The sequence below is a fragment of the Micromonospora sp. DH14 genome, assembly GCF_029809455.1.
Taxonomy (GTDB): Bacteria; Actinomycetota; Actinomycetes; order Mycobacteriales; family Micromonosporaceae; genus Micromonospora; species Micromonospora parva.
This window is the reverse complement of the sequence record NZ_JARVKT010000003.1, coordinates 68,219-92,564: the sequence shown is the minus strand read 5'-3', so window position 1 is coordinate 92,564 and position 24,346 is coordinate 68,219. Positions and strand designations below refer to the sequence as shown.

Sequence of the window (24,346 nt, the reverse complement as noted above, 5' to 3'; positions counted from 1 at the left end):
AAGGACGATATGCGCTACCGCAATCTGGGCGCCACCGGCACTGTGGTGTCGACCCTCTGTCTGGGCACGATGACCTTCGGCGCGGAGACCGACGAGGCCGGCAGCTTCGCCCAACTGGACCGGTTCGTCGAGGCCGGCGGCACCCTCATCGACACCGCCGACGTCTACTCCACGGGTGTCTCGGAGGACATCATCGGGCGCTGGCTGCGCAGCCGACCCGACATGCGCGACCGCCTGGTGATCGCCACCAAGGGGCGGTTCCCGATGGGACCGGGGACGAACGACGCCGGCCTGTCCCGGGTGCACCTCACCCGCGCCCTGGACGCCAGCCTGCGGCGCCTCGGCGTCGAGGCCGTCGACCTGTACCAGGCGCACGCCTGGGACCCGCTGACCCCGCTGCCGGAGACGCTGCGGTTCTTCGACGACGCGGTACGCGCAGGCAAGATCCGCTATGCGGGCGTCAGCAACTTCACCGGCTGGCAACTGCAGAAGGCCGCCCTGCTCACCCAGCACCTCAACCTGACCCCGATCGTGACCCTGCAACCGCAGTACAACCTGCTGGCCAGGGAGATCGAGTTCGAGGTGGTGCCGGTCTGCGAGAACGAGGGCATCGGCATCCTGCCGTGGTCACCGCTGGGCGGCGGTTGGCTGACCGGCAAGTACCAGCGCGACAGCACGCCCACCGGCGCGACGCGGCTCGGCGAGAACCCGCAGCGCGGCGTCGAGGCGTACGCGGGTCGCAACGCCGAGGAGCGCACCTGGCGGGTGCTCGACGCGGTCCGTCAGATCGCCGGAGACCTGGGGGTGTCCATGTCGGCGGTGTCGCTGGCCTGGCTGGCGGCCCGACCGGCGGTCACCTCGGTGATCCTCGGCGCGCGTACCACCGAGCAGCTCGACGACAACCTGACCGCCGCCGACCTGGTCCTCGACGCCGAACAGATGCGGCTGCTGGACGAGGTGAGCGCCCCGCCGGTGGGCGACTACCCGTACGGCGCCGCAGGTGTGCGCCAGCGCGCCCGCGACCTGCCGGCCGGGTCATGACGTCGTTTCCCGAGCCCACCGCCCCGGCCGACAGCCGCGCCGAGGTTTTCCTGCGCTACCTGGACTACTTCCGGGAGTCGCTGGTGGCCAAGGTGTCGGCGTTGGACGAGTCGGAGCTGCGGCGCAGCCGGCTGCCGTCCGGGTGGACCCCGCTGGAGTTGCTCACGCACCTGCGCCACGTGGAGCTGCGCTGGATCGAGTGGGGCTTCCAGGGTCGGGCTGTCGCCGAGCCGTGGGGCGACCGCCGCGACGACCGTTGGTACGTCGCCCCCGACGAGACCCGCGCGGATCTGGTGGCGGCGCTGCGGGCGCAGGGCGCGCACACCACTGCCGTGGTGACGGCACACGACCTGGCCGAGATCGGTGCGCCGGGCCCGCGGTGGGACGGCGCGGACCCGGCGTCGCTCGAGCGGGTGCTGTTCCACCTGGTGCAGGAGTACGCCCGCCACCTCGGCCACCTCGATGTGGTCGCCGAACTCGCCGGCGGCCCGACCGGGAAATGAGCGGCTGTCGCTGCGGAGTGTGGAGGCCGTTGACGCTGGACGGCCGCCGGTGGATGATCCAGCGATGTCGCTCGGGTTGGCGAGGCGGCACGCTGGTCCTCACTGACACCACGATCGCCGTCATGCGGTGGCTTCAGGAGAGCGGATCCCATGAAGTTCCTCCTCACCTCGTCGGGCATCTGCAACCCGAGCATCTCCGACGCGCTCGTCGACCTGTTGGGCAAGTCGATCGCCGAGTCCACGGCCCTGTTCGTGCCCACCGCTGTCTACCCCTTCCCTGGCGGGGCTGAGAGGGCATGGAAGGCGATTCACGGTCGGGCCGACATCCCGCTGTGCCAGCTCGGTTGGAGATCCCTGGGGTTGCTGGAACTCACCGCGCTGCCGACCATTCGTGAGGAGAACTGGGTCCCGGCGGTCCGGGAGGCCGACGCCCTCCTCGTCTGGGGCGGCGACGTGCTGTACCTGACCTACTGGCTGCGCCGGTCGGGCCTGGCCGACCTGCTGCCGTCGCTGACTGACACGGTGTATGTGGGGGTCAGTGCCGGGAGCATCGCGGTCACCCCGTACAACTGCGACGCCGAGTTCGACCTCGCGTTCGTCCCCGACGGCAGCGACATGGCCAAGGACGCCGACCGGGCGCTGGGGCTGGTGGACTTCACGCTGTACCCCCACCTCAACCATCCGGAGATGGAGGACACCACGCTGTCCGACATCCAGAAGTGGGCGTCCGGAATCCCGGTCCCGACCTACGCCATCGACGACAACACCGCCATCGCAGTGGTCGATGGCAAGGTCGACGTCATCTCCGAAGGCGACTGGAAACTGGTCAACCCCTGACCGGGTCGTCCCTTCAGCCGAGCCAGCCCCTCGACGTGGTCGCCGCGCTCGTCGGTGGCCCGGCCGGAGCGTGCGGCCGCCGGCTCGATAATGGACGGATGCCGCTGCTCGTCGAACCCGCCCTGCCCGCCGGCAGCCTCGCCGCCCGGGAGCAACCCCACCTTCCGGTACGCCCCGGGCTGGCGTTGCGGCCGTGGCGTGACGACGACGCCCCGGCCGTGCGGGCTGCCTTCGACTGTCCGGTGATCCAGCGGTGGCACGTGCGTCGCCTCGACAGCGACGACGAGGCCCGGTCGTGGACAGCGCAGTGGGCCGGCCGTTGGCGCGACGAGAGCGCCGCCAGTTGGGCGCTCGTCGACGCCGACGACCGGCCCGTCGGTCAGGTGGGGTTGCGCGACGTGCTGCTGACCGAGGCGTCGGCGCAGGTGTCGTACTGGCTGGTGCCCGCCGCGCGCGGTCGAGGGCTCGCCACCGAGGCGCTGGTGACACTCACCCGGTGGAGCTTCACCCGAGCCGGACTACACCGGCTCGGGTTGGAGCATTCCACCGCCAACGCGGCTTCGTGCCGGGTAGCCACACGGGCCGGGTTCACCGTCGAGGGCGTGGCCCGAGGATCGGTGCGCCACGCCGACGGATGGCACGACATGCACCTGCACGCACGACTGGCCTAACGGGCCTTCGCCCAGCCGACGAAACGCGGGGTCAGGTCGGGCAGCGCGACGCCCGGGTGGAGCATACGGAGATCGGCCGTCGCCTCCTCCTGGACCTTGGTCAGGTGAGTCAGCAAACCCGGCCGATCCTCGCGGTACTCGGCGAGTAGGCGCAGCTTCGCCGCCGAGCACGGCCACAGGATGCCGCAGACCGGGCAGCGCCACGACGGCCGCGCCGGCAGGTGCTTGCGGCGCGCGGGCATCAGACGGCCCGCGCCGTGGTCCGGCGCCGCGCGGGTGCGGGCCGCCGCGCCTCGCTGGGCGCCTGCCGCCGTACGCCCGTGCGCAGCACGAACAGTTCCCGCCGGGCCACCGCCTCGCCCTTCGGGTCCAGTTGGTACGCGTCGAGCCAGAGCCAACCGTCGTACGTGTGCCGGTCGGGTATCTCGCGGATGACGCGGACGACGATCGGTTCGCGGAACTGCACGCTCGCGGCGACGGTCAGGAGGACGACGTCCCCGGCCCTGAACTCTTTCCTCTCCGGCACCGGTCTTTCCTCTGCTCGGCGTCTGGGAAGGGGCCGCTTCCGGGAGTGCTCGCCCACCGGAAGCGGCCCCGCTACGAACGCGTCCGCCGGTTTCGGGGTCCTGCCGGTCGCGCCGTCTACACCGCACTTTGCCGGTAGTCGCTGGACAAGCACACAGCGTTACGTTATGTCTTCATCGCAGCCGCTTTGCACCAGGAGAGGACGGCATGAACCACGCCTTTGTCGCAACGCTCGCCGCCGCGGGTCACACCGCGGAAAGCCTCGCCGATCGGATCGGCGTGCACCCGAAGACCGTCGCCCGGTGGGCGAACCCGGGGCACATTCCACAGAGCAGGCACCGGGCAACCGTCGCCGGGCTGTTGGCCAAGGAGATCGACACGCTGTGGCCGGACGCCGGCCGGCGTCGTGAGCCGGTGTGGTTCCGGCCGTGGGTCGACCTGGAACGCGAGGCGGTGACACTGCGGTCGTTCCAGTTGGCGTGGGTGCCCGGGCTGTTGCAGACCGAGGCGTACGCGCGGGCGACCCTGGCCGGCGGGATGCTGGCGGCGGAGGAGGTCGACGAGTTCACCGAGGCGCGCATCGCCCGGCAGGCGATCCTCGCCCCGGGAGAGGGCGGCCCTCTGCTGGTGGCCGTGCTGGACGAGGGGGTGCTGCGACGGCGTGTCGGCGACGACCGCGCCCTGATGGCCGCGCAACTCGTGTGCCTGCTCGGGCACGCCGAGGCGGGCGCCGTGCAGTTGCACATCGTCCCGGCGGATGCGCCCAGCTATCCCGGGCTCGACGGGCCGTTCACCATCGCGGACATGCCGGACGGCTCCCGGGTCGCCCACGTCGACAGCGCGGCCCAGGCGCAGATCCTGGACCAGCCATCGGACCTTGTTAATCTGGAGCGACGGTGGGAGCGGATCCGCGGCGAGGCACTGCCGCGCGGGCGTTCCCTGGCACTCCTCAGGGAAGCGGCAGCAGCATGGACATGACCGGCGCGCGGTGGCGGAAGAGCACGAGGAGCGGCGGCAACGGCGGCGACTGCGTCGAGGTGGCCGACAACCTGCCGGGTGTGGTGCTCGTTCGGGACACGAAGGATCGCGACGGCGCGACGCTGGCGTTCCGCCCCGAGTCGTGGCGGCTCTTCGTCGCGCTGGCCCGCCACGCCGGCTGACCTCGCTAGCGCAGGCCGGCGGGTTCGGCCGGTTGCGGCTGCGGGGTCGTCGGCCAGGTGAGCCGGCGTACGCCGGGGACGAGCGCGGTGCCCGCGCAGGAGGCGAGGACCAGCAGGCCGGCGACGGCCAGCGGGACGGGTGCGCCGAACGCGTCGGCGGCCAACGGTGCCAGCGCGTAGCCCAGCGGCATGGCGCCCAGCGACACCAGCCAGTCGTACGAGGTGACCCGGGCCAGCACGTCCGGCGGGAAGTGGTGCTGCACGACGGTCTCCCACACCGGGTTGAGGTAACCGAGGGCGGTCAGCGCCACCGCGTAGGCGGCGATCACCGCGGGGGCGGGCGCGGCGACGGCGAGCAGGAACAGCGGCGCGGCGTAGCAGGCCAGGCCGAGGTTGGCCAGCAGCACCGGCCGGTGCAGCCGTACCCGCCCGGCCAGCAGCGACCCGGTGAGCATGCCGATCGCGCCGGCCTGCAACAGCAGCACCCAGGTCGCCTCGCCGCCGAGTCGGTCGATGGCGACGGCCGGGCCGAGGGTCATCAGCACGGCGGCGGCGCCGTTCCACACGCCGTGCCCGAGCAGGCTGGTCCAGAACCAGTCGCGGGCGCGTACCTCGCCGAAGCCGTGCCGCAGGTCGGCGAGGACGGAACGGCGGGGCACCGGCACGTGGCGGACCCGCACCAGCGCGAGCAGCGCGGCGCTGAGCGCGAACGACGCACCGTCGAGGATGAATGCCCAGCCGGGCCCGGCGGCCCAGATCAGCGCGCCGGCCAGCGCCGGCCCGGCGAGGCGACTGGTGTTGGCGGTGATCCCCATCAGGGCGTTGGCCCGCTGCCGGTCGGCCGGTTCGACGGTGCCGGCGACCAGCGGAGAGGCGGTCGGAATGGCGAAGGCCGAGGCGACGCCGCCCAGCGCCGACGCCACCACGACGGTGCTCAGTGACGGGTCGCCGCCGAGCAGTTCGACGCCGACCGCGATCTGGACCGCGCAGCGGACCAGGTCGGCCAGCAGGGCGACCCGGCGGGCGTCGAACCGGTCGGCCACCACACCACCGAACGGCAGCAGGAGCAGCCGGGGGACAACGGCGGCGGCGAGGACGACTGCCAGCGCGCCGGTGGAGCCGGTGGCGCGCAGCACGGCCAGCGCCAGCGCGGCGGGCACCACCGCGTCGCCGATGGCAGAGACGGTGCGGCCCAGGAACAGCAGCCGGAAGGAGTGGTTGCGCAGCGGGTGAGCCATGACCACGAACATACTTCGACGTCGAACATTTCGCCATTGAATATTTCGGTACTGAGGTAAGCTGGCGCGGTGACCACCACTCCGGACGCCGTGGACCAGCACATCGAGCGCTGGCTGCCCGTGGTGCCCGACCTCGACGCCGACGTCGAGGGGGCGGTGACCAGGATGATCCGGCTGACCCGGCACCTGCGGGCGGTCAAGGAGCGGGTCCTGGTCGACCTCGACCTGCCGGCCCACGAGTACGACACCCTGCACGCCCTGGCCGGTCGTGGTGGCCGGGCGGCTCCCTCGGATCTCGCCGCGGACCTCGCGATGGCCCCGGCCTCGATCACCGCGCGGGTGGACACCCTGCTGCGGCGGGGCTTCGTGCGCCGAATGCCGTCCACCGTGGACCGGCGACGGGTCGACGTGGAGCTCACCGAGGCGGGCCGGGCGGCGTGGCAGGGGGCGATGGAGGTCCAGGGCGCGGAGGAGCACCGCCTGTTCGGCGCGCTCACCGCGACCGAGCGCCGAGACCTCTCCGACCTGCTGCGTCGGGTGCTGCTCGTCGCCGAACAACCGCCGGACGCCGACTGAGCCGGCCAGGCACTGACTGGCCCTGCCGGGCACCGAGCTGCGCCGGTATCTGATCGACGAGCGGTTGCTGACCCGCGAGCACGCCATCTACCAGCGGCTCTGATCACCCGCCGCGCGAACGTCCGGTTGCGGTGGATCTTGCTAGCCTCGGCGCATGACCTCCTGCACGCCCACTGACGGCTCACCGGACCTGTTGTTCCTGCTCTCCTGGGCGAGTCACGCGTTGCAGACCGAGCACGCCGCGGGGCTGGCCGAGCTGGGCATCTCGCCCCGAGCCCACTACGTGCTCGCGCAGGCCCGCACCGGTGACCTGACCCAGCGGGAGATCGGCGAGCGGTGCGGGGTGGACAAGACCACGATGGTCGTGACGCTCGACCAGTTGGAACGAGCCGGGCTGGCCGAGCGCCGCCCGGTGCCCACGGACCGGCGTGCCCGAATGGTCGCGGTGACTCCGGCGGGGGAGCAGGTGCTGCGGCAGGCGCAACAGGTGGTCCGGCGCATCCAGGACGACCTGCTCGCGACCCTGCCGGAGCAGGACCGGGAGGCGTTCCTGCGGGCTCTCCTGGCGTTGGTGAGCGGACCACTGGCCAACACCTCCCCGTACGCGCCGGGGGCCCGCTCCGGCTGTTAGTTCCGATGGAGATAGTTCTGAACAAGACTATCTGCTACGGTCGTACTCGTTCGTTTCCCTGAACGAGGAGCCGTCATGAGTGCTGCCACCGTCACGACCCCCGCCCCCTCGCCACTGCGCCGTCGCGCCCTCGGCATCGTCGCCGCCGTGGTGGCACCCCTGGTCGTCTGGTCGATCGGCGCGCTCGCCGGAGTCGACTACACCGTCGAGAGCCCGGGTCGGCCCGCCACCGTCATCGGGGCGGGCGCGATCGTCATGATCGCCCTGGCGGCCGCCCTGCTCGGCTGGGCGGCGCTGGCGCTGCTGGAGCGGTTCGCCGCACGGATCGCCCGACCGCTCTGGATCGCGCTGGCCATCGTCGTGACGGTGCTGTCCTTCGTTCCCGTGTTCAGCGTCGAGGCCACCGGCGGTGCCAAGCTCGCCCTCGGCGCGACGCACGTGGCCGTGGCGGTCGCGCTGATCGCCCTGCTGCCGGCCCGTCGCCGCTGACCCGGCAAAAGCCGTTGACCGGACGGTGATGATCGACAGGTGACCAGCATCGTCCGACCAGCCTGGATGACCAGCACCGCTCGACCCGACCAGCCCGACGCCGCACTGCTGCTGCGCGAGTACATGACCGAGATGGTCGAGCGCTATCGCCGCCGCCCGGCCCTGCCCGGCGAGGTCGACGCGGCGCTGGCCGAGATGCCCAGCGACGACCTGACCGAGCCGACCGGGCTGCTCCTGCTCGTCCACCACGGCGGCGACCTGGCCGGCTGCGCGGGGCTGCGCTGGGAGCCCGGCTGGGCCGAGCTGACCCGGGTGTTTCTCCGTCGCGAGCATCGCGGCGCCGGAGGGGGCGCCGCGATGCTCGCCGCCGTCGAGGAGCACGCCCGCGCCGTCGGGGCCGACCGGATCCGCCTCGACACCCGCGCCGACCTGGTCGAGGCCCGCACCCTGTACGCGCGACACGGCTACCGGGAGATCCCGGCGTACTCGCGGGGCCCGTACGCCGACCACTGGTTCGAGAAGCGGCTGTCCTGAGCGGTTGACGCGGGTACGCGGACGCGCTAAATAAGAAGAGGAAGTTGAGTCATCCCGGCTCAACTCATCACCTTCGGCCAGGAGAACCGAGGAGGCATGACCATGTTGATGCGTACCGACCCGTTCCGCGAGATCGACCGGCTCGCCGAGCAGTTCTTCGGTACGGCGGCCCGCCCCGCGATGATGCACCTGGACGCCTACCGCGACGGCGACCACTTCTACGCGGCGTTCGACCTGCCCGGCGTCGACCCGGACAGCATCGACTGCACCGTCGAACGTAACGTGCTCACCGTCCGCGCCGAGCGTCGCCGACCCGCCGGTGACGGCGTCGAGCTGGTCGCCGCCGAACGCCCGATGGGCACCTTCACCCGGCAACTGTTCCTCGGCGACACGCTGGACACCGACAAGCTGGAGGCCGGCTACGAGAACGGGGTGCTGACACTGCGCATCCCGGTCGCCGAGCGCGCCAAGCCCCGCCGGGTGACCATCCAGGCCAACGGCAACGCCCGCCGGGAGATCAACGCCTGATCCGCCCCGGTGACGGGTGGGACCGGCGCGCCTGCGCGCCGATCCCACCCGAGGCTGAGAGTCTTTTTCACATGGTGTTCTCCGACGCTCCGTTGCTCGCCCGTCCGTCCGCACCACCGGCGCTGCCGAGCGGACCGGTCGAGGTCACCGAGGCGTGGCTGCGCAACCGGCGGCTGTCCGAACACACCCGCGACGCCTACCGACGTGACGTCACCGGCTGGCTGCGCTGGTGCGCCGAGCGCGACCTCGACCCGCTGCGGGCCACGTTCCTGCACGTCAACGAGTACGCCCGCGCCCTGGAGAACAGCCTCGGCGCCCGCAGCGGCCGCCCACTGACCCCGGCGACCGTCGCACGTCGACTCTCGGCGCTGTCCAGTTGGTACGACTTCCTCGTCAAACTGGGCGGTGTGCCGGCCAACCCGGTCTCCGGCGCCGACCGCCCCCGCGTCGACCGGGACCACTCCGCCACCGTCGGGCTCACCCCCGAGGAGGTGGACGCCCTGCTCAGTGCCGCCGACGCGGACACCGGCGCGACAGCCGTCCGCAACCGGGCAGCGCTCGCGCTCCTGGCCGATCTGGGTCTGCGGGTCGGGGAGCTGATCTCACTGGACCTGACCGACCTCGGCACCGAACGCGGCCACCGCAGCGTGCGCTTCGTCGGCAAGGGCGGCAAACAACGCCGCCGCGCCCTCACCCCCGGCACCGGGCACGCCCTGGACGCCTACCTGGCCCAGCGGGCCGCCGCCACCGGCGTGCCGGTGGCGCAGCTGACCGGCCCACTGCTGGTCACCGCCAGCGGTGCCCGGCTGGACCGGCACTCGGTGTTCCGGATGGTCCGTCGGCTCGCCCGCGCCGCCGGCATCCCGGCCTGGGCGAAGCTGTCCCCACACTCGCTGCGACACGCGTTCGCCACCACCGCCCGCTCCGAGGGCGTGCCGTTGGAGGACGTGCAGGACGCCATGGGGCACGCCGACCCGCGCACCACCCGCCGCTACGACCGGGACCGGCACAACCTCGACCGCGACCCGGCCTACGCGGTGTGGGCCGCCCGGTCGCGCCGCCGCGGCTGAGCAGCGCCCGCCGCGTCGGGCCTAGGACCGGCAGACCTAGGGTGAAACCGGCCGCTTTTCGGCAGCATCGCACGTTGCTGTACTTGTGACATGACCTTCGGATTTCAGTTCGACCACGTCGGCATCACCACCTCTGCAGCGCACCTCGACCAGACCATCGCGTGGTATCGCGACCACCTCGACTTCCGGGTGATCCAGCAATTCGAAGTCGGCGAATCGGTGTTCACCTTCATCGGCACCGACAACACCAAGATCGAGATCATCTCGGCTGGCGCCGCCGCGAACCCGGCCCCGGCCGCCGAAAGCCTACCGGCCAGCCACGACGTCGAGCGTCTGCACCACATCTGCCTCCGGGTTCCCGACCTGGACGCGGCCATCGCCGAACTCGACCGGCGCGGTGTGGCCCTGTTCGCCGGCCCCATGACGGTCGAGAAGAGCGGTCAGCGTTTCGCCTTCATCCGGGACAACATCGGCACCATCATCGAGATCACCGAAGCGGTGCCGATGGCCGGCTGAGCGCATCGGCGACCACGTCTCGCAGCCGCTGCAGGGCCGCCTCGGCGTCGGTACCCGGATCGGCCCAGTAAAGGTAAAGCCAGACGTCGTCGGCCAGTTGCGCGGCCACCTGCCGCAGCGCCAGCAAACCGATCAGCGGATGACGGTACACCTTGACACCGGGCGCCGGGGTCGCGACGTCGTGCTCGTCCCATAGCTCGCGGAACTCGGGACTCCCCGCGTTCAGATTCTCGACCAGGCGGTGGAGACGGCGGTCCTCCGGGAACCGGGTGACGGCGGCCCGGAGGACACCGACGGTCTCGCGGGCGGAATGCTCCCACGTCACCATCACCTCACGAGCACCCGCATCGGCGAACAGCCAGTACGCGTAGTAGCGGCGCTCAAGGGGGAACGTGTCGAAGTCCGTCGTCAGTTCTCGATGCAGTGCGTTCGCGCCGATCACCTCGCTACCGCGCCCCACCACAATCGCCGGAACAGCGACGGCGCGTAGAAGCCCGGTGATATTCGGATGATCGTCCGGAACACGGTCTGCCTCGTGTTTCGAACGGCCCCGAACCAGCAGATACAGCTGTGCCTGTTGCGCCGGCGAAAGGCGCAACGCCGTGGCCAGAGAATCGAGAACTGAATCGGACGGCGACACGTTACGGCCCTGTTCCAGGCGCATGTAGTAGTCGACGCTCACGCCGGCCAGGGCCGCCACCTCTTCGCGCCGCAGCCCGGGCACCCGGCGTCCCGAGCCGTCGATCAAACCGGCTTGCGCCGGGCTTACCTGCGCCCGTCGTGAGCGAAGGAAGTCACGCAGAGCGGTGTTTCGTTCCACCAGACGATCTTGTCAGACACGCATGAGTCAGGAGACGTTGGCGCGGCTGAGCAGGCTGTGCGGCGTCAGCCCTGCGGGCGGGGGCAGATGCAGAACGGCTGACCGATCGGGTCGAGGAGCACGACCCACTTGTCGCCGCCGGGCTGGAAATCCGGCTTGGACGCGCCCGCCGCCACGAACTTCTCCTCCGCCGCCGCCAGGTCGTCGACGTAGAGATCCAGGTGGTAGCGCTTGTCGCCGGTCGGATCCGGCCAGGAGGGCGGTCGGTAACCCTCGACCAGACCAAAGCCGATGGAGACGCCACCGGAGCTGATCATCGCGTACTCCGGTTGGCTGTGGGTGACCTCCCAGCCCAGCGCCTGGTGGTAGAACGCGGCATGGCCGGCAGGATCGGAACTGTCGAGGTTGACCATCGCGAGGTCGGCAGAAACTGTCACGCCGGCAGTATGCCGACGGGGTCCGACAAACTCCGGGGCTGCGACACCCACCGCCCATCAGGGAGCGTCGAGCGGCCAGAACGTCACCCGGGCGGTGCTGTCACGGCAGGTCAGCCCGGCGCCCACCCGTCGGCAGTCGGTCAGACCCTCCGGAAGCACCACCGACACCCGATGACCGTCGCGGCCCACGGTCGCCACCAGCGCACGCCTGCCGTCCGCCGCCAACCCCAGCACCACCAGCGGCTCCGCCGGCACCCGGGGGCCCGCCACCGTGCGCCAGCGCGCGCCGTCCGGCCACGACCACACCCGCGCCCCGGTGCCCGCGTCGATCGCCCAGCGGCCCTGCTCGTCCTGCCCGCAGAGCAGGCCCTGGCAGGGCCGCAGGGTCAACTCGCCCGCCGGCACCGATGCCCGCCAGCGCGGTGCCAGCCCCGGTAGGTCGTACCCGGTCAGCGCCACCGCGCCCGCGATCGGGTGGCGCAGCACCAGGTGCGCGCCGACGACCTGGGGGTTGTCCGGGCCGTAGTCGGCCGGCGGCAGCTGCCCCCGCCCGCGCTCGACGCCGTCGCGGGCGTCGAGAAGCCGGACCAACCCGTTGTCCTGCACCAGCAGCACCCGCCCGGGCAGCGCCCGCAGCACCGCCGTGGAGGGCAGCGGAACCGACCACCGGGTCGCACCGGTGGCCGGGTCGACGCCGTGCACGGTGCCCTCGACCCGCCGCCCCGGATCGGAGGCGCTGCGTACCTCGCTCACCGCGACCGCCGCGTCCCCGGCCGCGTACACCCGCTCGGGTCGCCGCCACACCGGCTGCCCGGTACGCATCGACCGCGCGGTGGTCACCCGCGCCCCGCGCGTCTGATCCCGTTCCACCAGCAGCAGCAGGTCACCGACGACCTCGGCGGACCACCCGGCGGCGGGTGGCACGGTGACCCGCCACCGCGGCGGGCCGCCGGGCGCGGCCGAGTCGTAGGCGCTCAGCATCGGCGGGTTCTGGTCGGGACCGACGACCAGCAGCAGCGGCCCCGCGCCCAGCACCGTCGCCCCGGCGGGCACCACCGGCCCGACCTGCGGCGACAGGCGCCCGGCCGGGGCGGCACCACCGAGCAGGGCACAGATCACCACCAGCGCCGCCACCCGCCACCGCCGCGACACCTGCGGCGGCGGCCGGCGCTCGTCCAGCGGCGCGCCCCGGTCGTCGCCCAGCTCGATCAGCACCGACATGCGGGACCACCCGTCCGCTCGCGCCGGCCGATCAGCAGAGCAGGTCCAGGTGTTGGTGGGCGTCCTCGGCGATCTCCTCGTGGCGCAGCCAGCGGCGCGCCCACAACCGGGCCGCCAGCTCCGCCTGCTCGTCCCCCCACGCGGCGTGCTCGACGAGCAACGCGGTGGTCAGCGCGTACGCCAGGCGCAACGCCAGACCACGGGCCCCCGCGAGCACCGCCGACGCACCCGGGTCGACGGTCACCGCGTTGATGGTCTCCGTCAGCTGCGCGGCCGCGGTGGCCAGCGTGTCGGCCAGCACCGGCGACAACGGCCGCGCCAGGTCGACGGCGGCGGCGAGCCGGCTCAGCAGCGGCGCCCCGGCGTCCTCCCGGGTCAGCGCGCGCAGCACGTCCAGGGCCAGCACATTGGTGGTGCCCTCCCAGATCGGCAGCACCTGGGCGTCGCGCAGCAGCCGGGGCACCCCGGTGTCCTCCACGTAGCCGGCCCCGCCGAAGCTCTCCACGTACTCGCTGGCAGAGCTGACGGCGAGCCGTCCGGTGGCCAGCTTCGCCAGCGGCGCCACGATGCGCAGCTCCGCCGCGGCCTCCGGGTCGGCGCCGACCTCCACCCGCCCCAGCAGGGCGAAGGCATGCCCGGCCAGGGCGAACGCGCCCGCGGCGTCGACCGCGAGGGTGCCCAGCGTGGCCCGGTGCAGCGGCGAGGACACCAGCGGGCCGCCGGCGACGTGCCGCACCTCGGCGTACGCGCGGGCGTAGTCGAGACCACGTCGCATCCCGCCGGCCGCCGCCGCCGCGTTGTGCACCCGGGTCACCACGACCAGGGTCATCGCCCGGACCAGACCGGGCACCGCCGGGTCACCCAGCGGGAGGGCGTACGCGTCGCGCAGACCGATCTCGGCGGTGGGCAGCGCCCGGGTGCCGAGCTTGTCCTTGAGCCGGTGCACCGTGACCCCCGGTGCGGGTGCGCCCGGCGCCGCGCCGTCGGCCAACGGGGAGTCGACCGCGTACCGGGGAACGAGGAACGGGGCGAGCACCCGGCTGCCCCGCCCGGCGCCCTCCGGTCGGGCCAGCGCCACCGCCATCGCCGCGTCGGCCGCGGAGCAGAACCACTTCTCCCCGGTCAGCCGCCACGAACCGTCCGCCGCCGGTCGACCGAGCGTGCTGGAGCGGCCCAGGTCGGAGCCGCCCTGCGACTCGGTCATCCACTGCCCGCTGGTGATGGCCGTGGCCGGGTCCGTCGAGATCAGCCGGGGCAGCCACGCGGCACGGACCGTGGCGTCGACGTCGGGCATGCTGAGCAGCGCCGCCGCCCCGTCGGCCATCGCCACCGGGCACGAGAACGTCGCCGACTCCGGCCCGTACAGGTGCAGCAGGGCGTGTTGCACGACCCGCGCGGCGGCACCCCAGGTGCCCCGGGCGTCCGGCAGGTACGGCAGCGCGACCACGGCGTGGCGGGCGGCGGCGGCGCGCTGCTCCTGCCAGCCGGCGGAGGTGTCGATGCGGTCGACGCGGGCACCCCACGGGTCGTAGCGGACCAGCGTCGGCGGGTGCGCCTCGGCGTCGGCGTGCGCCGCGCGCAGCGGCCCGGTGACGTCGGCGGCCAGGTCCGCGAGGCGGCCCTTCGCGGCGGCGTGCCCACCCGGGCCGAGGTGACGCTCCAGCCAGGAGCGCAGCAGGCCATCGCCGGCGTACGGGTCGACGGGGGGTGGTACCGGCTGCACGAAGCGGCTCATCGATCGGCTCCTGGCACTGCTCGGGGATGTGCGCCGACGGTAGACGATGCGGGGCCGCCGCGAACAGGGTGAGCCCCGGACCCGATTTTTCGGCTTGTCGTACCCCGGTGCGACCGTGTTCTCTACGGTCGGTAGTCGTGGGTGCCGGCCAACAGTGGAGTCGACCAGCCCGGCGCAGCCGCCCGATGCGCACCGGGTTGGCGTTCGCCGGGTTCGGCGTGGCGCTGTGCTGTGTGGGGGTGGCCGGGCTGGGCGCCTGGAACCTGCAGACCGTCCGGCAGGCCGCCGGCCCGATCCGGGAGACCGCCGACGGCTTCCTCACCGAGGTGACCCTGGGCGACAGCGACCGGGCGTACGAGCGGCTCTGCGCGGACGCCCGCAGCCGGTGGAGCGCGATCGGTTTCACCAGTTGGGTGCGGACTCCACCGATGGTCACCGACTACGAGATCACCGATGTGTCCGTCGCCACCCGCAGCGGGCGACCGCAGGGCACGGTGACCGTGAAGGTGACCCGCGACGGCGGGCTCAGCGAGGAACGTCGCCTCCCGGTGGTCCGCGAGGACGGCGGCTGGCGGGTGTGCGGTGACCCGTTCTGAGCCCCCGGTCGCCGCCCCGGTACGCCCGCAACTGCTGCGACCACGTGAGGGGGTGCAGCCGACCACCTCCACGGAACTCTTCTTCGACCTCGTCTTCATCTTCACCATCACCCAGCTGTCGCACTACCTGCTCGCGCACCTGGACTGGCGGGGCGCCGCCCGTACCGGCCTGTTGCTGGCGCTGGTGTGGTTCGTCTGGGTCTACACCACCTGGCTGACCAACTGGTTGCAACCGGACCAGGGGCCGGTGCGGACGATGCTGATCGGGGTGGCGCTGGGCAGCCTGCTGTTGTCGGCGGCGATCCCGGACGCGTTCGGCTCGACCGGTCTGCTATTCGCGCTGGTCTACGTGATCGTGCAGGTGGGCCGCACGCTGTTCGCGTTGTGGGCGGTGCAGGGCAGTCCGTGGCTGGTGGCCGGATTTCAGCAGTCGCTGCCGTGGATCACCGGGACGTCGGTGCTCGTGGTCCTCGGTGGCCTGGTCGGCGGGGCCGCCCGGGACGCGGTGTGGGCGGCGGTGATCGTGATCGAGGTGGTCGGCCTCTCGCTCGGCTATCCGCTGCCGAGGCGGGGACGCAGCCGACCTGAGCGGTGGATGGTGGAGGGTGGGCACCTGGCCGAGCGGTGCGCGGCGTTCGTCCTGATCGCGCTGGGGGAGTCGATCCTGGTCACCGGCAGCACCCTCACGTCACACGTGAACCTGGTGACGTCCGGGGCGTTCCTGTTGGCGTTCGGCGGTTCGGTGGCGCTGTGGTGGGTGTACTTCGCCCGCTCCGCGCCGGCCGCCACGGAGGTCATCGCCCACGCCGGGGAGCGCACCGGCGCGTTGAGCCGGGTCGCGTTCAACTTTCTGCACCCGGTGATCGTCGCCGGTGTCGTCGTGGCGTCGGCGGCCGACGAGCGGTTGCTGCGGGAGCCCGGCGCACCGGCCGCCACGGTCGACGTGCTGCTCACCCTCGGCGGACCGGCCCTGTTCCTGGCCGGGCACGCCGCCTACAAGGCGCTGCTGTGGCGGGCCCTGCCGATCAGCCGGGTCACGGCGGTGGTGGTGCTGTTGGCGCTGATGCCGGTGGGTGTGGCGCTGGGTGCGCCGGTCGCGGGGTGCGCCGCGGCGGCGTTGGTGGTGACGGTGGCGGTGATCCTGACCGACCGGCGCCGTTCCCTGGCGCTCGGGCGGTGACCGCGTTGCGAGCCGGCCGTGGTTCAGTCGCGGGGGCCGAGGTCGCCGCTGCGGTAGTGGCGGCGGCAGAGCACCTGGTAGCGCACCTCGGCGGTGTCGACGGTGTCGCCGATGACGACCTGGGCGCCCTCGCGGACGACCTGCCCGTCGACGACCCGGGCGTTGAGCAGCCCTTCGCGGCCGCACCAGCAGAGCACCTCGACCTGGATGCGGGCCACCTCGTCGGCCAGCTCGAACAGGCGTTGCGCGGCGGGGAACAGGCACGACCGGAAGTCGGTGGCCAGGCCGAACGCGAAGACGTCGACGTCGTAGCTGTCCACCAGTTCGGCCATCTGCTCGACGTGCTCGACGGTGTAGAAGCACGCCTCGTCGCAGATCAGGTAGTCGACGCGTACCCCGTCGGCCCACCGGCCGCGCACCAGGGCCCGCAGGTCCAGGTCGTCGGTGACCTCGATGGCCTCGTGGGCCAGGCCGATACGGGTGGTGACCTGCGGTCCCAGCGACCGGTCGATGCGGGTGGTGACCAGCCCGCGCCGGCCCTGCCGGGCGTGGTTGTAGTTCATCTGCAACGCCATCGTGGACTTGCCGCAATCCATCGGCCCCCAGAAGAACTTCAACGCCGCCGCGTGCACCGGACGCCCGTCGAGTCCGCGCGCGGCCGCGCACCCGGCCGGGGCGTGTGGCTGCCCGGGGAACGGGTGGGCCAGGCAGGTCGGGACGGTGGCGGCGTCGTCAGTCACGGTCGGGCAGCCTAGCCGATCGACCGCCCCTGATCTGCCTGGTCCGGGACGCGTGCTCAGAGCACCCGGGGTGGGGTGTTGCCCACGGCCACGATGGCACGGCGGATCGGCACGGCGGCCAGGAGCAGGAAACCGACCACGAAGAAGATCAGCAGTGAGACCAGGCCCACCCGGTACGAGGCGGTGAGTTGGAACACCAGCCCGAAGGCCAGCGGGCCGAGCCAACTGGTGCCCTTGTCGCTGATCTCGTAGAAGCCGTAGTACTCGCCTTCCTTACCGGCCGGGATGAGCTGGCTGAACAGTGACCGGCTCAGCGCCTGGCTGCCGCCGAGGACCAGGCCGATGGCCGCGCCGAGGATCATGAACGGCACCGGCGCCTCGGCCGGCAGCCGGAACGCGCCGATGATCACACCGATCCAGAGGATCAGGCTGAGCAGCACCGTCTTCCAGGCGCCGACGCGCCGGGCCAACGCGCCGAGGCTCAACGCGCCGCCGAAGGCGAGGAACTGCACCAGCAGGATGGTGATGATCAGGGTGCTCTGCTCCAGGCGCAGCTCCTCGGTGCCGTACTGGCTGGCCAGGGTGATGACGGTCTGGATGCCGTCGTTGTAGACCAGGAACGCCAGCAGGAAGAACAGCGTCAACGGGTACGCCTTGATTTCCCGCAGGGTGCGGCCCAGCTGCCGGAACCCGTCGGTGAGCACGTTGCCCTGCCGGGCCAGCGCCGCCGCGCTGGGGCGTTCCCGCAGCCAGCGCAGCGGCACGAGGGTGAACACCGCCCACCACACCCCGGCGGAGACGATCGACCAGCGGGCCAGGTCCAGGGTGCGCTGCGGGTTGTCGTCCTCGCTGAACAGGGTGACCGCCACCAGGTTGAACGCCAGCAGCAGACCGCCGCCCAGGTAACCCAGCGCCCAACCGCGGCTGGAGATGCCGTCGCGTTCGTCCGGGCCGCCGAGCTGCGGCAGGAACGAGTTGTAGACCACCAGGGCCGCGCCGAAGGAGATGTTCGCGACCAGGAAGAGCGCCCCGCCGAGCAGGTAACGGTCGCCGGTCACGAAGATCATCGCGACGGTGGCGCCGGCGCCGGTGAACGCGGCGCCACCGAGCAGCCGCTTCTTGTGCGCCGACCGGTCGGCGATCGCCCCGATCACCGGCAGCACGAACACGGTGAGAAAGACCGACAGCGAGATCAGGTACGGGTAGTAGGACCCGGCCGCCACCCGGATGCCCAGTGGGTACACGTACCCGTCGCAGGTGTCCGCGCCCAACTCGCAACCGGCGGCCAGCTCGGCGACGGTGGTGATGAACGGGCCCAGGAACACCGTGATGACGGTGGTCTGGAACGCGGAGTTGGCCCAGTCGTAGATGTACCAGCCGCGCCGCTCCCGGCGAGTGCTCGCCGGGGGCGGGGTGTCGTCCACCGTGGGGGTCACGGTCTCGGCCATCGGTGGTCCTTCGACGCTCAGGCGGCCCAGTGGCCGCGGCTGCGGTAGACGTCGCGCAGCACGCCGACGTGATCGGTCATGATGCCATCCACGCCACGATCCAGTAACTCGTGCATCTGGGCTGGTTCGTCGATCGTCCAGACGTGCACCTGCAGGCCGATGCGGTGGCAGTAGTCGAGGAACCGGCGGTCCACCACCGGCACCCGCCCGTAGCGCGGCGGCACCTGCGCGGCGACCACCGACGGGGGCAGCCGCAACGGCCGCCCGTGCAGGGAGGCCAGCCGCAGCCGGGCGACGCCGCGCATGCCCAGGCTGGTGGCGACCCGCCCCTGGGTGAGCGCCCGCAGCCGGATCAACCGGGCGTCGCTGAACGAGGCGAGCAGCACCCGGTCGCCGGCGCCGGCCCGGGACACCGTCGCCACCGTCGGCTCGACGCCGCCGTCGGCCTTCACGTCGATGTTGAAGCGGACCTGCGGCCAGGCGGCCAACACCTCGTCGAGCCGGGGTACGACGGCGGCGCCGCCGACGCGTACCGAGGCGAGGTCCGCCCAGCTCATCTCGGCGATGCGCCCCGGCTCGCCGGTGACCCGTCGCAGCGTCGGGTCGTGGAAGATCACCGCCACCCCGTCGGCGGTGGCGTGCACGTCGGTCTCCACGTACCGGTAACCCAGCCCGATGGCCCGGGCGAACGCCTCGGTGGTGTTCTCGTCGCCCTCGGCGGCCCCGCCACGGTGGGCGAACGCCAGCGGCGCGGGCGCGTCGAGGTAGCCGAATCGGGTCAGCACGCGACGCAGTATGCCCGCCGCCGGTGGCGCGCGGGTGGCCTGCCGGCGAAGATCACGCCCGTTGTCGAGGCCGACCGGGTCAGCGGCGGCGGTGGGCGCGACTGGGGTCGACGGGGCGGCCCGGGTCCACGTGGCGGGGCAGGTCCGGCTCGTCGGGGCGCAGCGGGGCGAGGGTGTCGGTGAGCGCGTCGATGATCCGGTCGGTGGCCCGGCGGGCCGCGCCGGGGCTGGCTGCCGTTGCCTCGCCCAGGTCGACGGGGGTGCCGAAGTGCACCCTGATCACCGGTCGACGGCGCAGGGAGCGGGCGATGCCGCGCAGCATTCCCCGGGGCGCCTGGTAGGGCAGCACCTCGTGCGAGCCCCACTGGGCGACCGGGACGACGGCGGCGCCGCAGGCCAGGGCGAGTCGGGCGGCGCCGGTCTTGCCGCGTTCGGGCCACAGGCCCGGGTCCAGGCCGATGCGCCCCTCGGGGTAGATGAGGATCACCGAGCCGCGGGCCACGGCCGTGGCGGCGTCGTCGAGGGCCTGGTGCACGGCGCTGGTGCCCCGGTCGACCCGGATGTGCCCGGCGTGGCGCATGGCGGCGCCGAACAGCGGGACGCGGAACAGTCCGGCGGTCGCCATGATCCGCGGGGCGATGCCGCGGGTCTGGCAGGCGGCGGCCATGACCAACGGGTCGAACGGGCTGATGTGGTTGGCGGCCAGCACCAGCGGGCCGCGACGCAGGTGCGCCGGGACGTCGCCGGTGACCTCGAGGCGGGCGAGCAGGCCGACCAGGCCCCGGGCCAGCAGCAGGGCGGCGCGCCAGGTCAGCGGCGGCTGCCAGGTGGAGGTGTTCATCAGCGCGACATCGTCGCACGCGGTGGCGGGGCCGCGAGGGCGGGTCGGCGGGTTGCCCGCGTGATCAGGGTCATTGGTCCCGGGCCGTTTCGGGCCGCCTGGCCCTGCTCTTTTCTCTACGACGAGCAGTAGTATTTACTACGTCTCGTAGTACGCATGGCTGGGGGTTTTCAGGTGGACGCGTTGGACGTTGCCCGCTGGCAGTTCGGTGTCACCACCGTCTACCACTTTCTCTTCGTGCCACTGACCATCGGCCTGTCCGTGCTGGTGGCCATCCTGCAGACGATGTGGCACCGCACCGGCAACGAGCGCTACCTGAAGCTCACCAAGTTCTACGGCAAGCTGTTCCTGATCAACTTTGCCATGGGCGTGGTCACCGGCATCGTGCAGGAGTTCCAGTTCGGCATGAACTGGAGTGACTACTCCCGCTTCGTCGGCGACATCTTCGGCGCACCGCTGGCCATCGAGGCGCTCGTCGCGTTCTTCCTCGAATCCACCTTCATCGGCCTCTGGATCTTCGGCTGGGACCGGCTGCCCAAGCGGGCCCACCTGGCCAGCATCTGGGCCGCCGCGATCGGCACCAACCTGTCCGCGTACTTCATCCTCGCGGCGAACTCGTTCATGCAGAACCCGGTGGGCTACCGGATCAACCCCGACAGCGGGCGCGCCGAGCTGACCGACTTCGTGGCGGTGCTGACCAACAAGGTCGCCCTGATCACCTTCCCGCACACCCTGGCCGGCTCGTTTCTGGTCGCCGGGTCGCTGGTCGTCGCGGTCGGCCTCTACCACGTGATCCGCAACCGCGACTCGGCCGACACCGGCGCGTACCGCTTCGCGACCAAGTTCGGCTCCTGGGTGGTCCTGGTCGCCTCCGCCGCGGTGCTGTTCACCGGCGACATCCAGGGCAAGATCATGACGGATGTGCAGCCGATGAAGATGGCCGCCGCCGAGGGCCTCTACACCACCGAGAGCCCCGCCTCGTTCTCCGTGCTCACCATCGGCAGCCTCGACGGCAGCCGCGAGGTGTTCGCCCTCAAGATCCCGTACCTGCTGTCGTACCTGGGCACCGGCGACCCCAACGGCACCGTGCACGGCATCAACGACCTGCAGGCCCAGTACGCCACCCAGTACGGCGCGGGCAGCTACACCCCGATCATCCCGGTCACCTACTGGAGCTTCCGCTTCATGATCGCCTTCGGGATGGCGGCCGGCGCGATCGCCCTGCTGGTCCTCTGGAGCCAGCGCAAGGGCCGCACCCCGAGCAGCAAGTGGCTGCTGCGCGCCGGGCTGGCCATGCCGGTGCTGCCCTTGCTGGCCAACTCCTTCGGCTGGATCTTCACCGAGATGGGCCGCCAGCCGTGGATCGTCTTCGGCGAGATGCTCACCCGCAACGGCGTCTCCCGCAGCGTCTCGCTGACCGAGGTGCTCACCTCGTTCACCGCGTTCACGCTGATCTACGCCACCCTCGCGGTGATCGAGGTCAAGCTGCTGCTGCGCTACGCCAGGGCGGGCGTGCCGGACGTCAGCGAGCAACCACCCACCGACGACACCGACGACGCCGAGCGCCCGCTCGCCTTCGCCTACTGATCACCGGAGCCCGCCGTGGACCTCACCACCATCTGGTTTCTCCTCATCGCCGTGCTCTTCACCGGGTACTTCATCCTGGAGGGCTTCGACTTCGGCGTCGGCATGCTGCTGCCCGTGCTCGGCCGCGACGACCGGGAACGCCGAGTCCTGATCAACACCATCGGCCCGGTCTGGGACGGCAACGAGGTCTGGCTGATCACCGCCGGTGGCGCCATGTTCGCCGCGTTCCCCGAGTGGTACGCGACCCTCTTCTCCGGCTTCTACCTGCCGCTACTGCTGATCCTGCTGGCCCTGATCGCCCGGGGCGTCGCCTTCGAATACCGGCACAAGCGCCCCGAGGCGTCCTGGAAGCGCCGCTGGGACACCGCGATCGTCGTCGGCTCGCTGCTGCCGGCGATCCTGTGGGGCGTCGCCTTCGCCAACATCCTGCGCGGTGTGCCACTGGACGCCGACCACGAGTACGTCGGCGGCCTGCTGGACCTGCTCAACCCGTACGCCCTGCTGGGCGGCGCGACCACCCTCGCGTTGTTCCTCACCCACGGCGCGGTGTTCCTCGCCCTGAAGACCACCGGCGACATCCGCGAGCGCGCCGGCGCGCTCGCCGTGCGCCTGGGCGTCGGCGCCGCCGTGCTCGCGGTCGGCTTCCTCACCTGGACGTTGACAATCCGCTCCAGCGCGGCCGCCGTCGTGCTCGCCGTCGGCGCGGCCCTTGCCCTGCTCGGTGGCCTGGCCGCCGCCAAGGTACGCCGTGAGGGTTGGGCGTTCACCGGTACCGCCGTGGCGATCGGCCTGGCCGTGGCGACCCTGTTCGCGGCGTTGTTCCCGAACGTGCTGCCCTCCACCCTGGACGTGGCCGGCACGCTGACGGCCACCAACGCCGCGTCCACCCCGTACACCCTGAAGATCATGACCTGGGTGGCGGTGATCTTCACCCCGGTGGTGCTGGCCTACCAGGCCTGGACGTACTGGGTGTTCCGCAAGCGCATCGGCGTGGCCAACATCCCGCAGCACTGACCGCCTTCCGGGGCGGGCGTGCCGGCACCGGAGGAACGGCGTTCACACCTCACTCAGCGTCACCGCTCGGTACGATTCGGGGGCCCGGTTCGGACTCGGCATTGGACCCGACGGTCGCACGGGGGGCGTCATGTGCGGCGGGAAACGCGAGCCGGAGACCAACTGCCAGCAGCTCACCGGGCAGACCGTGCCAGCCGATGTCGTGCTGAGCGGGTGCCCCGTGGGCGAGGCCGAAACCGATCGGGTGACGCTGACGCGGGTCACCGTCCGGGGACGGTTGAACCTGTCCCAGCAGTACCTGAAGCACGGGCTGCTGTTCCACGACTGCCACATCGACGACGGCGTGGACCTCAGTTGGGCGGTGTGCGAGGAGCTGATCGAGTTCGTCGGCTGCGAGCTGGGCGACCTGCACGGCGACAACATCATCGCCCGCAAGGGCCTCAGCGTCGTCGACTGCACGCTGCGGAGGGTGACCCTCGCCAAGGCCCAGATCACGGAGGACCTGCGGCTGAGTGGGAGCACCCTCACTCACGAGACCGGCGCTCTGGCGTTGCACGGGTCGGACATGGTGATCGAGAAGTCGCTGCGCCTGGACGACACGAGGCCCAGGGGGAGATCCGGCTCTGCTGGGGGCAGGTGTCCACGGTCTCCTTCCGGGCGGCGCGACTGGAAAACCCGCGGGGAGTGGCGCTGCGCGCCGACTCGATCCATGTGAGCCTCGGTTGCTACCTGGACCAGGGTCTCACCGCCTCCGGCACCGTGCGGCTGGTGGGCGCACAGATCGACGGTGAGCTACCTGCACCGCCAGCACCTTCGCCAGCCACTCCGGCGCGGCCATCGAGGCCGAGCGGTTGGCCGCCAAGGACGTTTACCTGGATCGGGGCTTCCACGCCCACGGCGGCGTCCGGCTGGTCGGCGCACAACTGGCACGCCAGCTCACCTGCACCGGGGGCCACTTCGAGAACCCGGCCGGTGACGCGCTGGACCTGACCGGCATCACCTGCACGGGCAGCGTCTACCTCGACCAGGACCCGCAGCGCGAGCAGTGTTTCCACGCCCACGGTCGGGTGCGGATGTGCGGCGCCAGCATCGGTGAGTCGCTCGTGTGCAGCAGTGGTCTGTTCGAGTTCCCGGGCGGCGTCGCGCTCGACGCCGACGGGCTGAACGCCGTCGGCGACGTCCGCCTCGACCAGGGGTTCCGCGCCGTCGGTCGGGTACGGCTGAGCCGGGCCACGGTCGGACGTCAACTGGACTGCGGCGCGAGTTCGTTCGTCTCGACCGAGAACCCGGCCCTGGACCTGACCGGCCTGGTCGGACACGGCGACGTCCTGCTGACGTCGGGTTTCCGGGCGGCCGCCGAGGTGTCTCTGCGCGACGCCACCGTCGAGCGGGACGTCGAGCTGTCCAACGCGTACCTAAAGGGCACCGGCCCGACCGCGTTCGACGCGTTCGGCCTGCGCGTCGGCGGCACGTTCACGTTCCAGTTGGCGGAGCCGCCGAAGGCGATCGTCGATGTACGGTTCGCAGGCCATCCGTCGCAGGTGACGCCCTGACGCGACCGCTTCACGAGGTCTTACGAACGCGTCAGTCCGGCCGCCCGATAATTCGCGGGCCGCCGCGAAC

General features: G+C 71.9%; 30 protein-coding genes. 19 read left to right on the top strand and 11 right to left on the bottom strand.

Annotated elements, in window-relative coordinates; all coding sequences use genetic code 11:
- The first annotated feature begins 9 nt into the window (after nucleotides 1-9).
- The 4 genes from QCZ28_RS06320 (at nucleotide 10) to QCZ28_RS06305 (ending at nucleotide 3,052) form a co-directional block, all read left to right on the top strand.
- Complete coding sequence (locus QCZ28_RS06320; RefSeq protein ID WP_279515652.1) at nucleotides 10-1,041, top strand: aldo/keto reductase; 1,032 nt, start codon at nucleotides 10-12, stop codon at nucleotides 1,039-1,041.
- The gene (locus QCZ28_RS06315) at nucleotides 1,038-1,544 is read left to right on the top strand and encodes a DinB family protein (RefSeq protein WP_279515651.1); all 507 of its coding nucleotides are present in this window, start codon (nucleotides 1,038-1,040) and stop codon (nucleotides 1,542-1,544) included. The genes QCZ28_RS06320 and QCZ28_RS06315 overlap by 4 nt, the downstream gene beginning before the upstream one ends.
- A gap of 150 nt (nucleotides 1,545-1,694) precedes the next feature.
- On the top strand, nucleotides 1,695-2,381 hold the full coding sequence (locus QCZ28_RS06310; protein WP_279515650.1) for a Type 1 glutamine amidotransferase-like domain-containing protein: 687 nt from the start codon (nucleotides 1,695-1,697) through the stop codon (nucleotides 2,379-2,381).
- A gap of 98 nt (nucleotides 2,382-2,479) precedes the next feature.
- Nucleotides 2,480-3,052, top strand: a complete 573-nt coding sequence (locus QCZ28_RS06305; RefSeq protein WP_279515649.1) for a GNAT family N-acetyltransferase — start codon at nucleotides 2,480-2,482, stop codon at nucleotides 3,050-3,052.
- Here the strand turns inward: QCZ28_RS06305 and QCZ28_RS06300 are convergent.
- Together QCZ28_RS06300 and QCZ28_RS06295 are read right to left on the bottom strand one after the other, a co-directional pair.
- The gene (locus tag QCZ28_RS06300) at nucleotides 3,049-3,294 is read right to left on the bottom strand and encodes a flavin reductase (protein WP_279515648.1); all 246 of its coding nucleotides are present in this window, start codon (nucleotides 3,292-3,294) and stop codon (nucleotides 3,049-3,051) included. The two genes, QCZ28_RS06305 and QCZ28_RS06300, sit on opposite strands and share 4 nt — an antisense overlap.
- Nucleotides 3,294-3,578: a hypothetical protein gene (locus tag QCZ28_RS06295; RefSeq protein WP_279515647.1), complete on the bottom strand. Its 285-nt coding sequence runs from the start codon at nucleotides 3,576-3,578 to the stop codon at nucleotides 3,294-3,296. The genes QCZ28_RS06300 and QCZ28_RS06295 overlap by 1 nt, the downstream gene beginning before the upstream one ends.
- 206 nt (nucleotides 3,579-3,784) lie before the next feature.
- Between QCZ28_RS06295 and QCZ28_RS06290 the strand changes: the two genes are divergently transcribed.
- Nucleotides 3,785-4,555, top strand: coding sequence for a DUF5753 domain-containing protein (locus tag QCZ28_RS06290; RefSeq protein ID WP_279515646.1), 771 nt, complete (start codon nucleotides 3,785-3,787; stop codon nucleotides 4,553-4,555).
- Nucleotides 4,546-4,737 (top strand): DUF397 domain-containing protein, encoded by a 192-nt coding sequence (locus tag QCZ28_RS06285; protein WP_279515645.1) that lies wholly within the window; start codon nucleotides 4,546-4,548, stop codon nucleotides 4,735-4,737. Before QCZ28_RS06290 ends, QCZ28_RS06285 begins: the two co-directional genes overlap by 10 nt.
- A 5-nt stretch (nucleotides 4,738-4,742) precedes the next feature.
- Here QCZ28_RS06285 and QCZ28_RS06280 read toward each other — a convergent pair whose 3' ends face one another.
- A complete protein-coding gene (locus tag QCZ28_RS06280) occupies nucleotides 4,743-5,975 on the bottom strand; it encodes an MFS transporter (RefSeq protein WP_279515644.1) in 1,233 nt (410 codons plus the stop codon).
- Nucleotides 5,976-6,044: 69 nt separating this feature from the next.
- On the opposite strand from QCZ28_RS06280, the gene QCZ28_RS06275 reads away from it, so the two are divergent.
- From QCZ28_RS06275 to QCZ28_RS06245, 7 genes are all read left to right on the top strand, one after another.
- Nucleotides 6,045-6,551: a MarR family transcriptional regulator gene (locus tag QCZ28_RS06275; protein ID WP_279515643.1), complete on the top strand. Its 507-nt coding sequence runs from the start codon at nucleotides 6,045-6,047 to the stop codon at nucleotides 6,549-6,551.
- Between the two features lie 154 nt (nucleotides 6,552-6,705).
- Nucleotides 6,706-7,182: a MarR family winged helix-turn-helix transcriptional regulator gene (locus QCZ28_RS06270; RefSeq protein ID WP_279515642.1), complete on the top strand. Its 477-nt coding sequence runs from the start codon at nucleotides 6,706-6,708 to the stop codon at nucleotides 7,180-7,182.
- A 75-nt stretch (nucleotides 7,183-7,257) separates the two neighbouring features.
- Complete coding sequence (locus QCZ28_RS06265; protein ID WP_279515641.1) at nucleotides 7,258-7,671, top strand: DUF6069 family protein; 414 nt, start codon at nucleotides 7,258-7,260, stop codon at nucleotides 7,669-7,671.
- A gap of 39 nt (nucleotides 7,672-7,710) precedes the next feature.
- Nucleotides 7,711-8,205 (top strand): GNAT family N-acetyltransferase, encoded by a 495-nt coding sequence (locus QCZ28_RS06260; protein ID WP_279515640.1) that lies wholly within the window; start codon nucleotides 7,711-7,713, stop codon nucleotides 8,203-8,205.
- A 102-nt stretch (nucleotides 8,206-8,307) separates the two neighbouring features.
- Nucleotides 8,308-8,733 carry an Hsp20/alpha crystallin family protein gene (locus QCZ28_RS06255; protein ID WP_030327658.1) on the top strand — a complete coding sequence of 142 codons (426 nt, stop codon included), beginning with the start codon at nucleotides 8,308-8,310 and terminating at the stop codon, nucleotides 8,731-8,733.
- 71 nt (nucleotides 8,734-8,804) lie between these two features.
- Nucleotides 8,805-9,803: a tyrosine-type recombinase/integrase gene (locus QCZ28_RS06250; protein ID WP_279515639.1), complete on the top strand. Its 999-nt coding sequence runs from the start codon at nucleotides 8,805-8,807 to the stop codon at nucleotides 9,801-9,803.
- 90 nt (nucleotides 9,804-9,893) lie between these two features.
- On the top strand, nucleotides 9,894-10,319 hold the full coding sequence (locus QCZ28_RS06245) for a VOC family protein (protein WP_279515638.1): 426 nt from the start codon (nucleotides 9,894-9,896) through the stop codon (nucleotides 10,317-10,319).
- On the opposite strand, the gene QCZ28_RS06240 is transcribed toward QCZ28_RS06245, so the two are convergent.
- From QCZ28_RS06240 to QCZ28_RS06225, 4 genes are all read right to left on the bottom strand, one after another.
- On the bottom strand, nucleotides 10,291-11,139 hold the full coding sequence (locus QCZ28_RS06240; RefSeq protein WP_279515637.1) for a helix-turn-helix transcriptional regulator: 849 nt from the start codon (nucleotides 11,137-11,139) through the stop codon (nucleotides 10,291-10,293). The genes QCZ28_RS06245 and QCZ28_RS06240 overlap by 29 nt on opposite strands.
- Before the next feature lie 65 nt (nucleotides 11,140-11,204).
- Nucleotides 11,205-11,576, bottom strand: a complete 372-nt coding sequence (locus QCZ28_RS06235) for a VOC family protein (protein ID WP_036410475.1) — start codon at nucleotides 11,574-11,576, stop codon at nucleotides 11,205-11,207.
- Between the two features lie 57 nt (nucleotides 11,577-11,633).
- Entirely contained in the window at nucleotides 11,634-12,797 is a 1,164-nt protein-coding gene (locus QCZ28_RS06230; RefSeq protein ID WP_279515636.1) for a PQQ-binding-like beta-propeller repeat protein, read from the bottom strand.
- Nucleotides 12,798-12,828: 31 nt separating this feature from the next.
- Nucleotides 12,829-14,532: an acyl-CoA dehydrogenase family protein gene (locus QCZ28_RS06225; protein ID WP_279515635.1), complete on the bottom strand. Its 1,704-nt coding sequence runs from the start codon at nucleotides 14,530-14,532 to the stop codon at nucleotides 12,829-12,831.
- Nucleotides 14,533-14,717: 185 nt separating this feature from the next.
- On the opposite strand from QCZ28_RS06225, the gene QCZ28_RS06220 reads away from it, so the two are divergent.
- Both QCZ28_RS06220 and QCZ28_RS06215 read left to right on the top strand, forming a co-directional pair.
- Complete coding sequence (locus QCZ28_RS06220) at nucleotides 14,718-15,128, top strand: hypothetical protein (protein WP_279515849.1); 411 nt, start codon at nucleotides 14,718-14,720, stop codon at nucleotides 15,126-15,128.
- Nucleotides 15,115-16,308, top strand: coding sequence for a low temperature requirement protein A (locus QCZ28_RS06215; protein ID WP_279515634.1), 1,194 nt, complete (start codon nucleotides 15,115-15,117; stop codon nucleotides 16,306-16,308). The genes QCZ28_RS06220 and QCZ28_RS06215 overlap by 14 nt, the downstream gene beginning before the upstream one ends.
- A 23-nt stretch (nucleotides 16,309-16,331) precedes the next feature.
- On the opposite strand, the gene QCZ28_RS06210 is transcribed toward QCZ28_RS06215, so the two are convergent.
- From QCZ28_RS06210 to QCZ28_RS06195, 4 genes are all read right to left on the bottom strand, one after another.
- Nucleotides 16,332-16,940, bottom strand: a complete 609-nt coding sequence (locus tag QCZ28_RS06210; protein ID WP_245233484.1) for a thymidine kinase — start codon at nucleotides 16,938-16,940, stop codon at nucleotides 16,332-16,334.
- Between the two features lie 164 nt (nucleotides 16,941-17,104).
- Nucleotides 17,105-18,496 (bottom strand): MFS transporter, encoded by a 1,392-nt coding sequence (locus tag QCZ28_RS06205; protein WP_279515633.1) that lies wholly within the window; start codon nucleotides 18,494-18,496, stop codon nucleotides 17,105-17,107.
- A 17-nt stretch (nucleotides 18,497-18,513) separates the two neighbouring features.
- Nucleotides 18,514-19,281: a glycerophosphodiester phosphodiesterase gene (locus QCZ28_RS06200; RefSeq protein ID WP_279515632.1), complete on the bottom strand. Its 768-nt coding sequence runs from the start codon at nucleotides 19,279-19,281 to the stop codon at nucleotides 18,514-18,516.
- 79 nt (nucleotides 19,282-19,360) lie between these two features.
- Nucleotides 19,361-20,122 carry a lysophospholipid acyltransferase family protein gene (locus QCZ28_RS06195; protein ID WP_279515631.1) on the bottom strand — a complete coding sequence of 254 codons (762 nt, stop codon included), beginning with the start codon at nucleotides 20,120-20,122 and terminating at the stop codon, nucleotides 19,361-19,363.
- Between the two features lie 174 nt (nucleotides 20,123-20,296).
- On the opposite strand from QCZ28_RS06195, the gene QCZ28_RS06190 reads away from it, so the two are divergent.
- From QCZ28_RS06190 to QCZ28_RS06175, 4 genes are all read left to right on the top strand, one after another.
- Nucleotides 20,297-21,709 (top strand): cytochrome ubiquinol oxidase subunit I, encoded by a 1,413-nt coding sequence (locus QCZ28_RS06190; protein ID WP_279515848.1) that lies wholly within the window; start codon nucleotides 20,297-20,299, stop codon nucleotides 21,707-21,709.
- Between the two features lie 15 nt (nucleotides 21,710-21,724).
- On the top strand, nucleotides 21,725-22,723 hold the full coding sequence (gene cydB / locus QCZ28_RS06185) for a cytochrome d ubiquinol oxidase subunit II (protein ID WP_279515630.1): 999 nt from the start codon (nucleotides 21,725-21,727) through the stop codon (nucleotides 22,721-22,723).
- Nucleotides 22,724-22,853: 130 nt separating this feature from the next.
- Complete coding sequence (locus QCZ28_RS06180; protein ID WP_279515629.1) at nucleotides 22,854-23,438, top strand: hypothetical protein; 585 nt, start codon at nucleotides 22,854-22,856, stop codon at nucleotides 23,436-23,438.
- Between the two features lie 136 nt (nucleotides 23,439-23,574).
- Nucleotides 23,575-24,276 carry a hypothetical protein gene (locus QCZ28_RS06175; protein WP_279515628.1) on the top strand — a complete coding sequence of 234 codons (702 nt, stop codon included), beginning with the start codon at nucleotides 23,575-23,577 and terminating at the stop codon, nucleotides 24,274-24,276.
- Nucleotides 24,277-24,346: the final 70 nt, after the last annotated feature.

Bases quoted from the DNA above. Each gene is read 5' to 3' on its own strand.
- QCZ28_RS06220 (WP_279515849.1), top strand. From the start codon at position 14,718: ATGCGCACCGGGTTGGCGTTCGCCGGGTTCGGCGTGGCGCTGTGCTGT.
- QCZ28_RS06255 (WP_030327658.1), top strand. From the start codon at position 8,308: ATGTTGATGCGTACCGACCCGTTCCGCGAGATCGACCGGCTCGCCGAG.
- QCZ28_RS06265 (WP_279515641.1), top strand. From the start codon at position 7,258: ATGAGTGCTGCCACCGTCACGACCCCCGCCCCCTCGCCACTGCGCCGT.
- QCZ28_RS06270 (WP_279515642.1), top strand. From the start codon at position 6,706: ATGACCTCCTGCACGCCCACTGACGGCTCACCGGACCTGTTGTTCCTG.
- QCZ28_RS06300 (WP_279515648.1), bottom strand. From the start codon at position 3,294: ATGCCCGCGCGCCGCAAGCACCTGCCGGCGCGGCCGTCGTGGCGCTGC.
- QCZ28_RS06180 (WP_279515629.1), top strand. From the start codon at position 22,854: ATGTGCGGCGGGAAACGCGAGCCGGAGACCAACTGCCAGCAGCTCACC.
- QCZ28_RS06310 (WP_279515650.1), top strand. From the start codon at position 1,695: ATGAAGTTCCTCCTCACCTCGTCGGGCATCTGCAACCCGAGCATCTCC.
- QCZ28_RS06305 (WP_279515649.1), top strand. From the start codon at position 2,480: ATGCCGCTGCTCGTCGAACCCGCCCTGCCCGCCGGCAGCCTCGCCGCC.
- QCZ28_RS06315 (WP_279515651.1), top strand. From the start codon at position 1,038: ATGACGTCGTTTCCCGAGCCCACCGCCCCGGCCGACAGCCGCGCCGAG.
- QCZ28_RS06225 (WP_279515635.1), bottom strand. From the start codon at position 14,532: ATGAGCCGCTTCGTGCAGCCGGTACCACCCCCCGTCGACCCGTACGCC.
- QCZ28_RS06230 (WP_279515636.1), bottom strand. From the start codon at position 12,797: ATGTCGGTGCTGATCGAGCTGGGCGACGACCGGGGCGCGCCGCTGGAC.
- QCZ28_RS06290 (WP_279515646.1), top strand. From the start codon at position 3,785: ATGAACCACGCCTTTGTCGCAACGCTCGCCGCCGCGGGTCACACCGCG.
- QCZ28_RS06320 (WP_279515652.1), top strand. From the start codon at position 10: ATGCGCTACCGCAATCTGGGCGCCACCGGCACTGTGGTGTCGACCCTC.
- QCZ28_RS06250 (WP_279515639.1), top strand. From the start codon at position 8,805: ATGGTGTTCTCCGACGCTCCGTTGCTCGCCCGTCCGTCCGCACCACCG.
- QCZ28_RS06195 (WP_279515631.1), bottom strand. From the start codon at position 20,122: ATGAACACCTCCACCTGGCAGCCGCCGCTGACCTGGCGCGCCGCCCTG.
- QCZ28_RS06205 (WP_279515633.1), bottom strand. From the start codon at position 18,496: ATGGCCGAGACCGTGACCCCCACGGTGGACGACACCCCGCCCCCGGCG.
- QCZ28_RS06245 (WP_279515638.1), top strand. From the start codon at position 9,894: ATGACCTTCGGATTTCAGTTCGACCACGTCGGCATCACCACCTCTGCA.
- QCZ28_RS06285 (WP_279515645.1), top strand. From the start codon at position 4,546: ATGGACATGACCGGCGCGCGGTGGCGGAAGAGCACGAGGAGCGGCGGC.
- QCZ28_RS06280 (WP_279515644.1), bottom strand. From the start codon at position 5,975: ATGGCTCACCCGCTGCGCAACCACTCCTTCCGGCTGCTGTTCCTGGGC.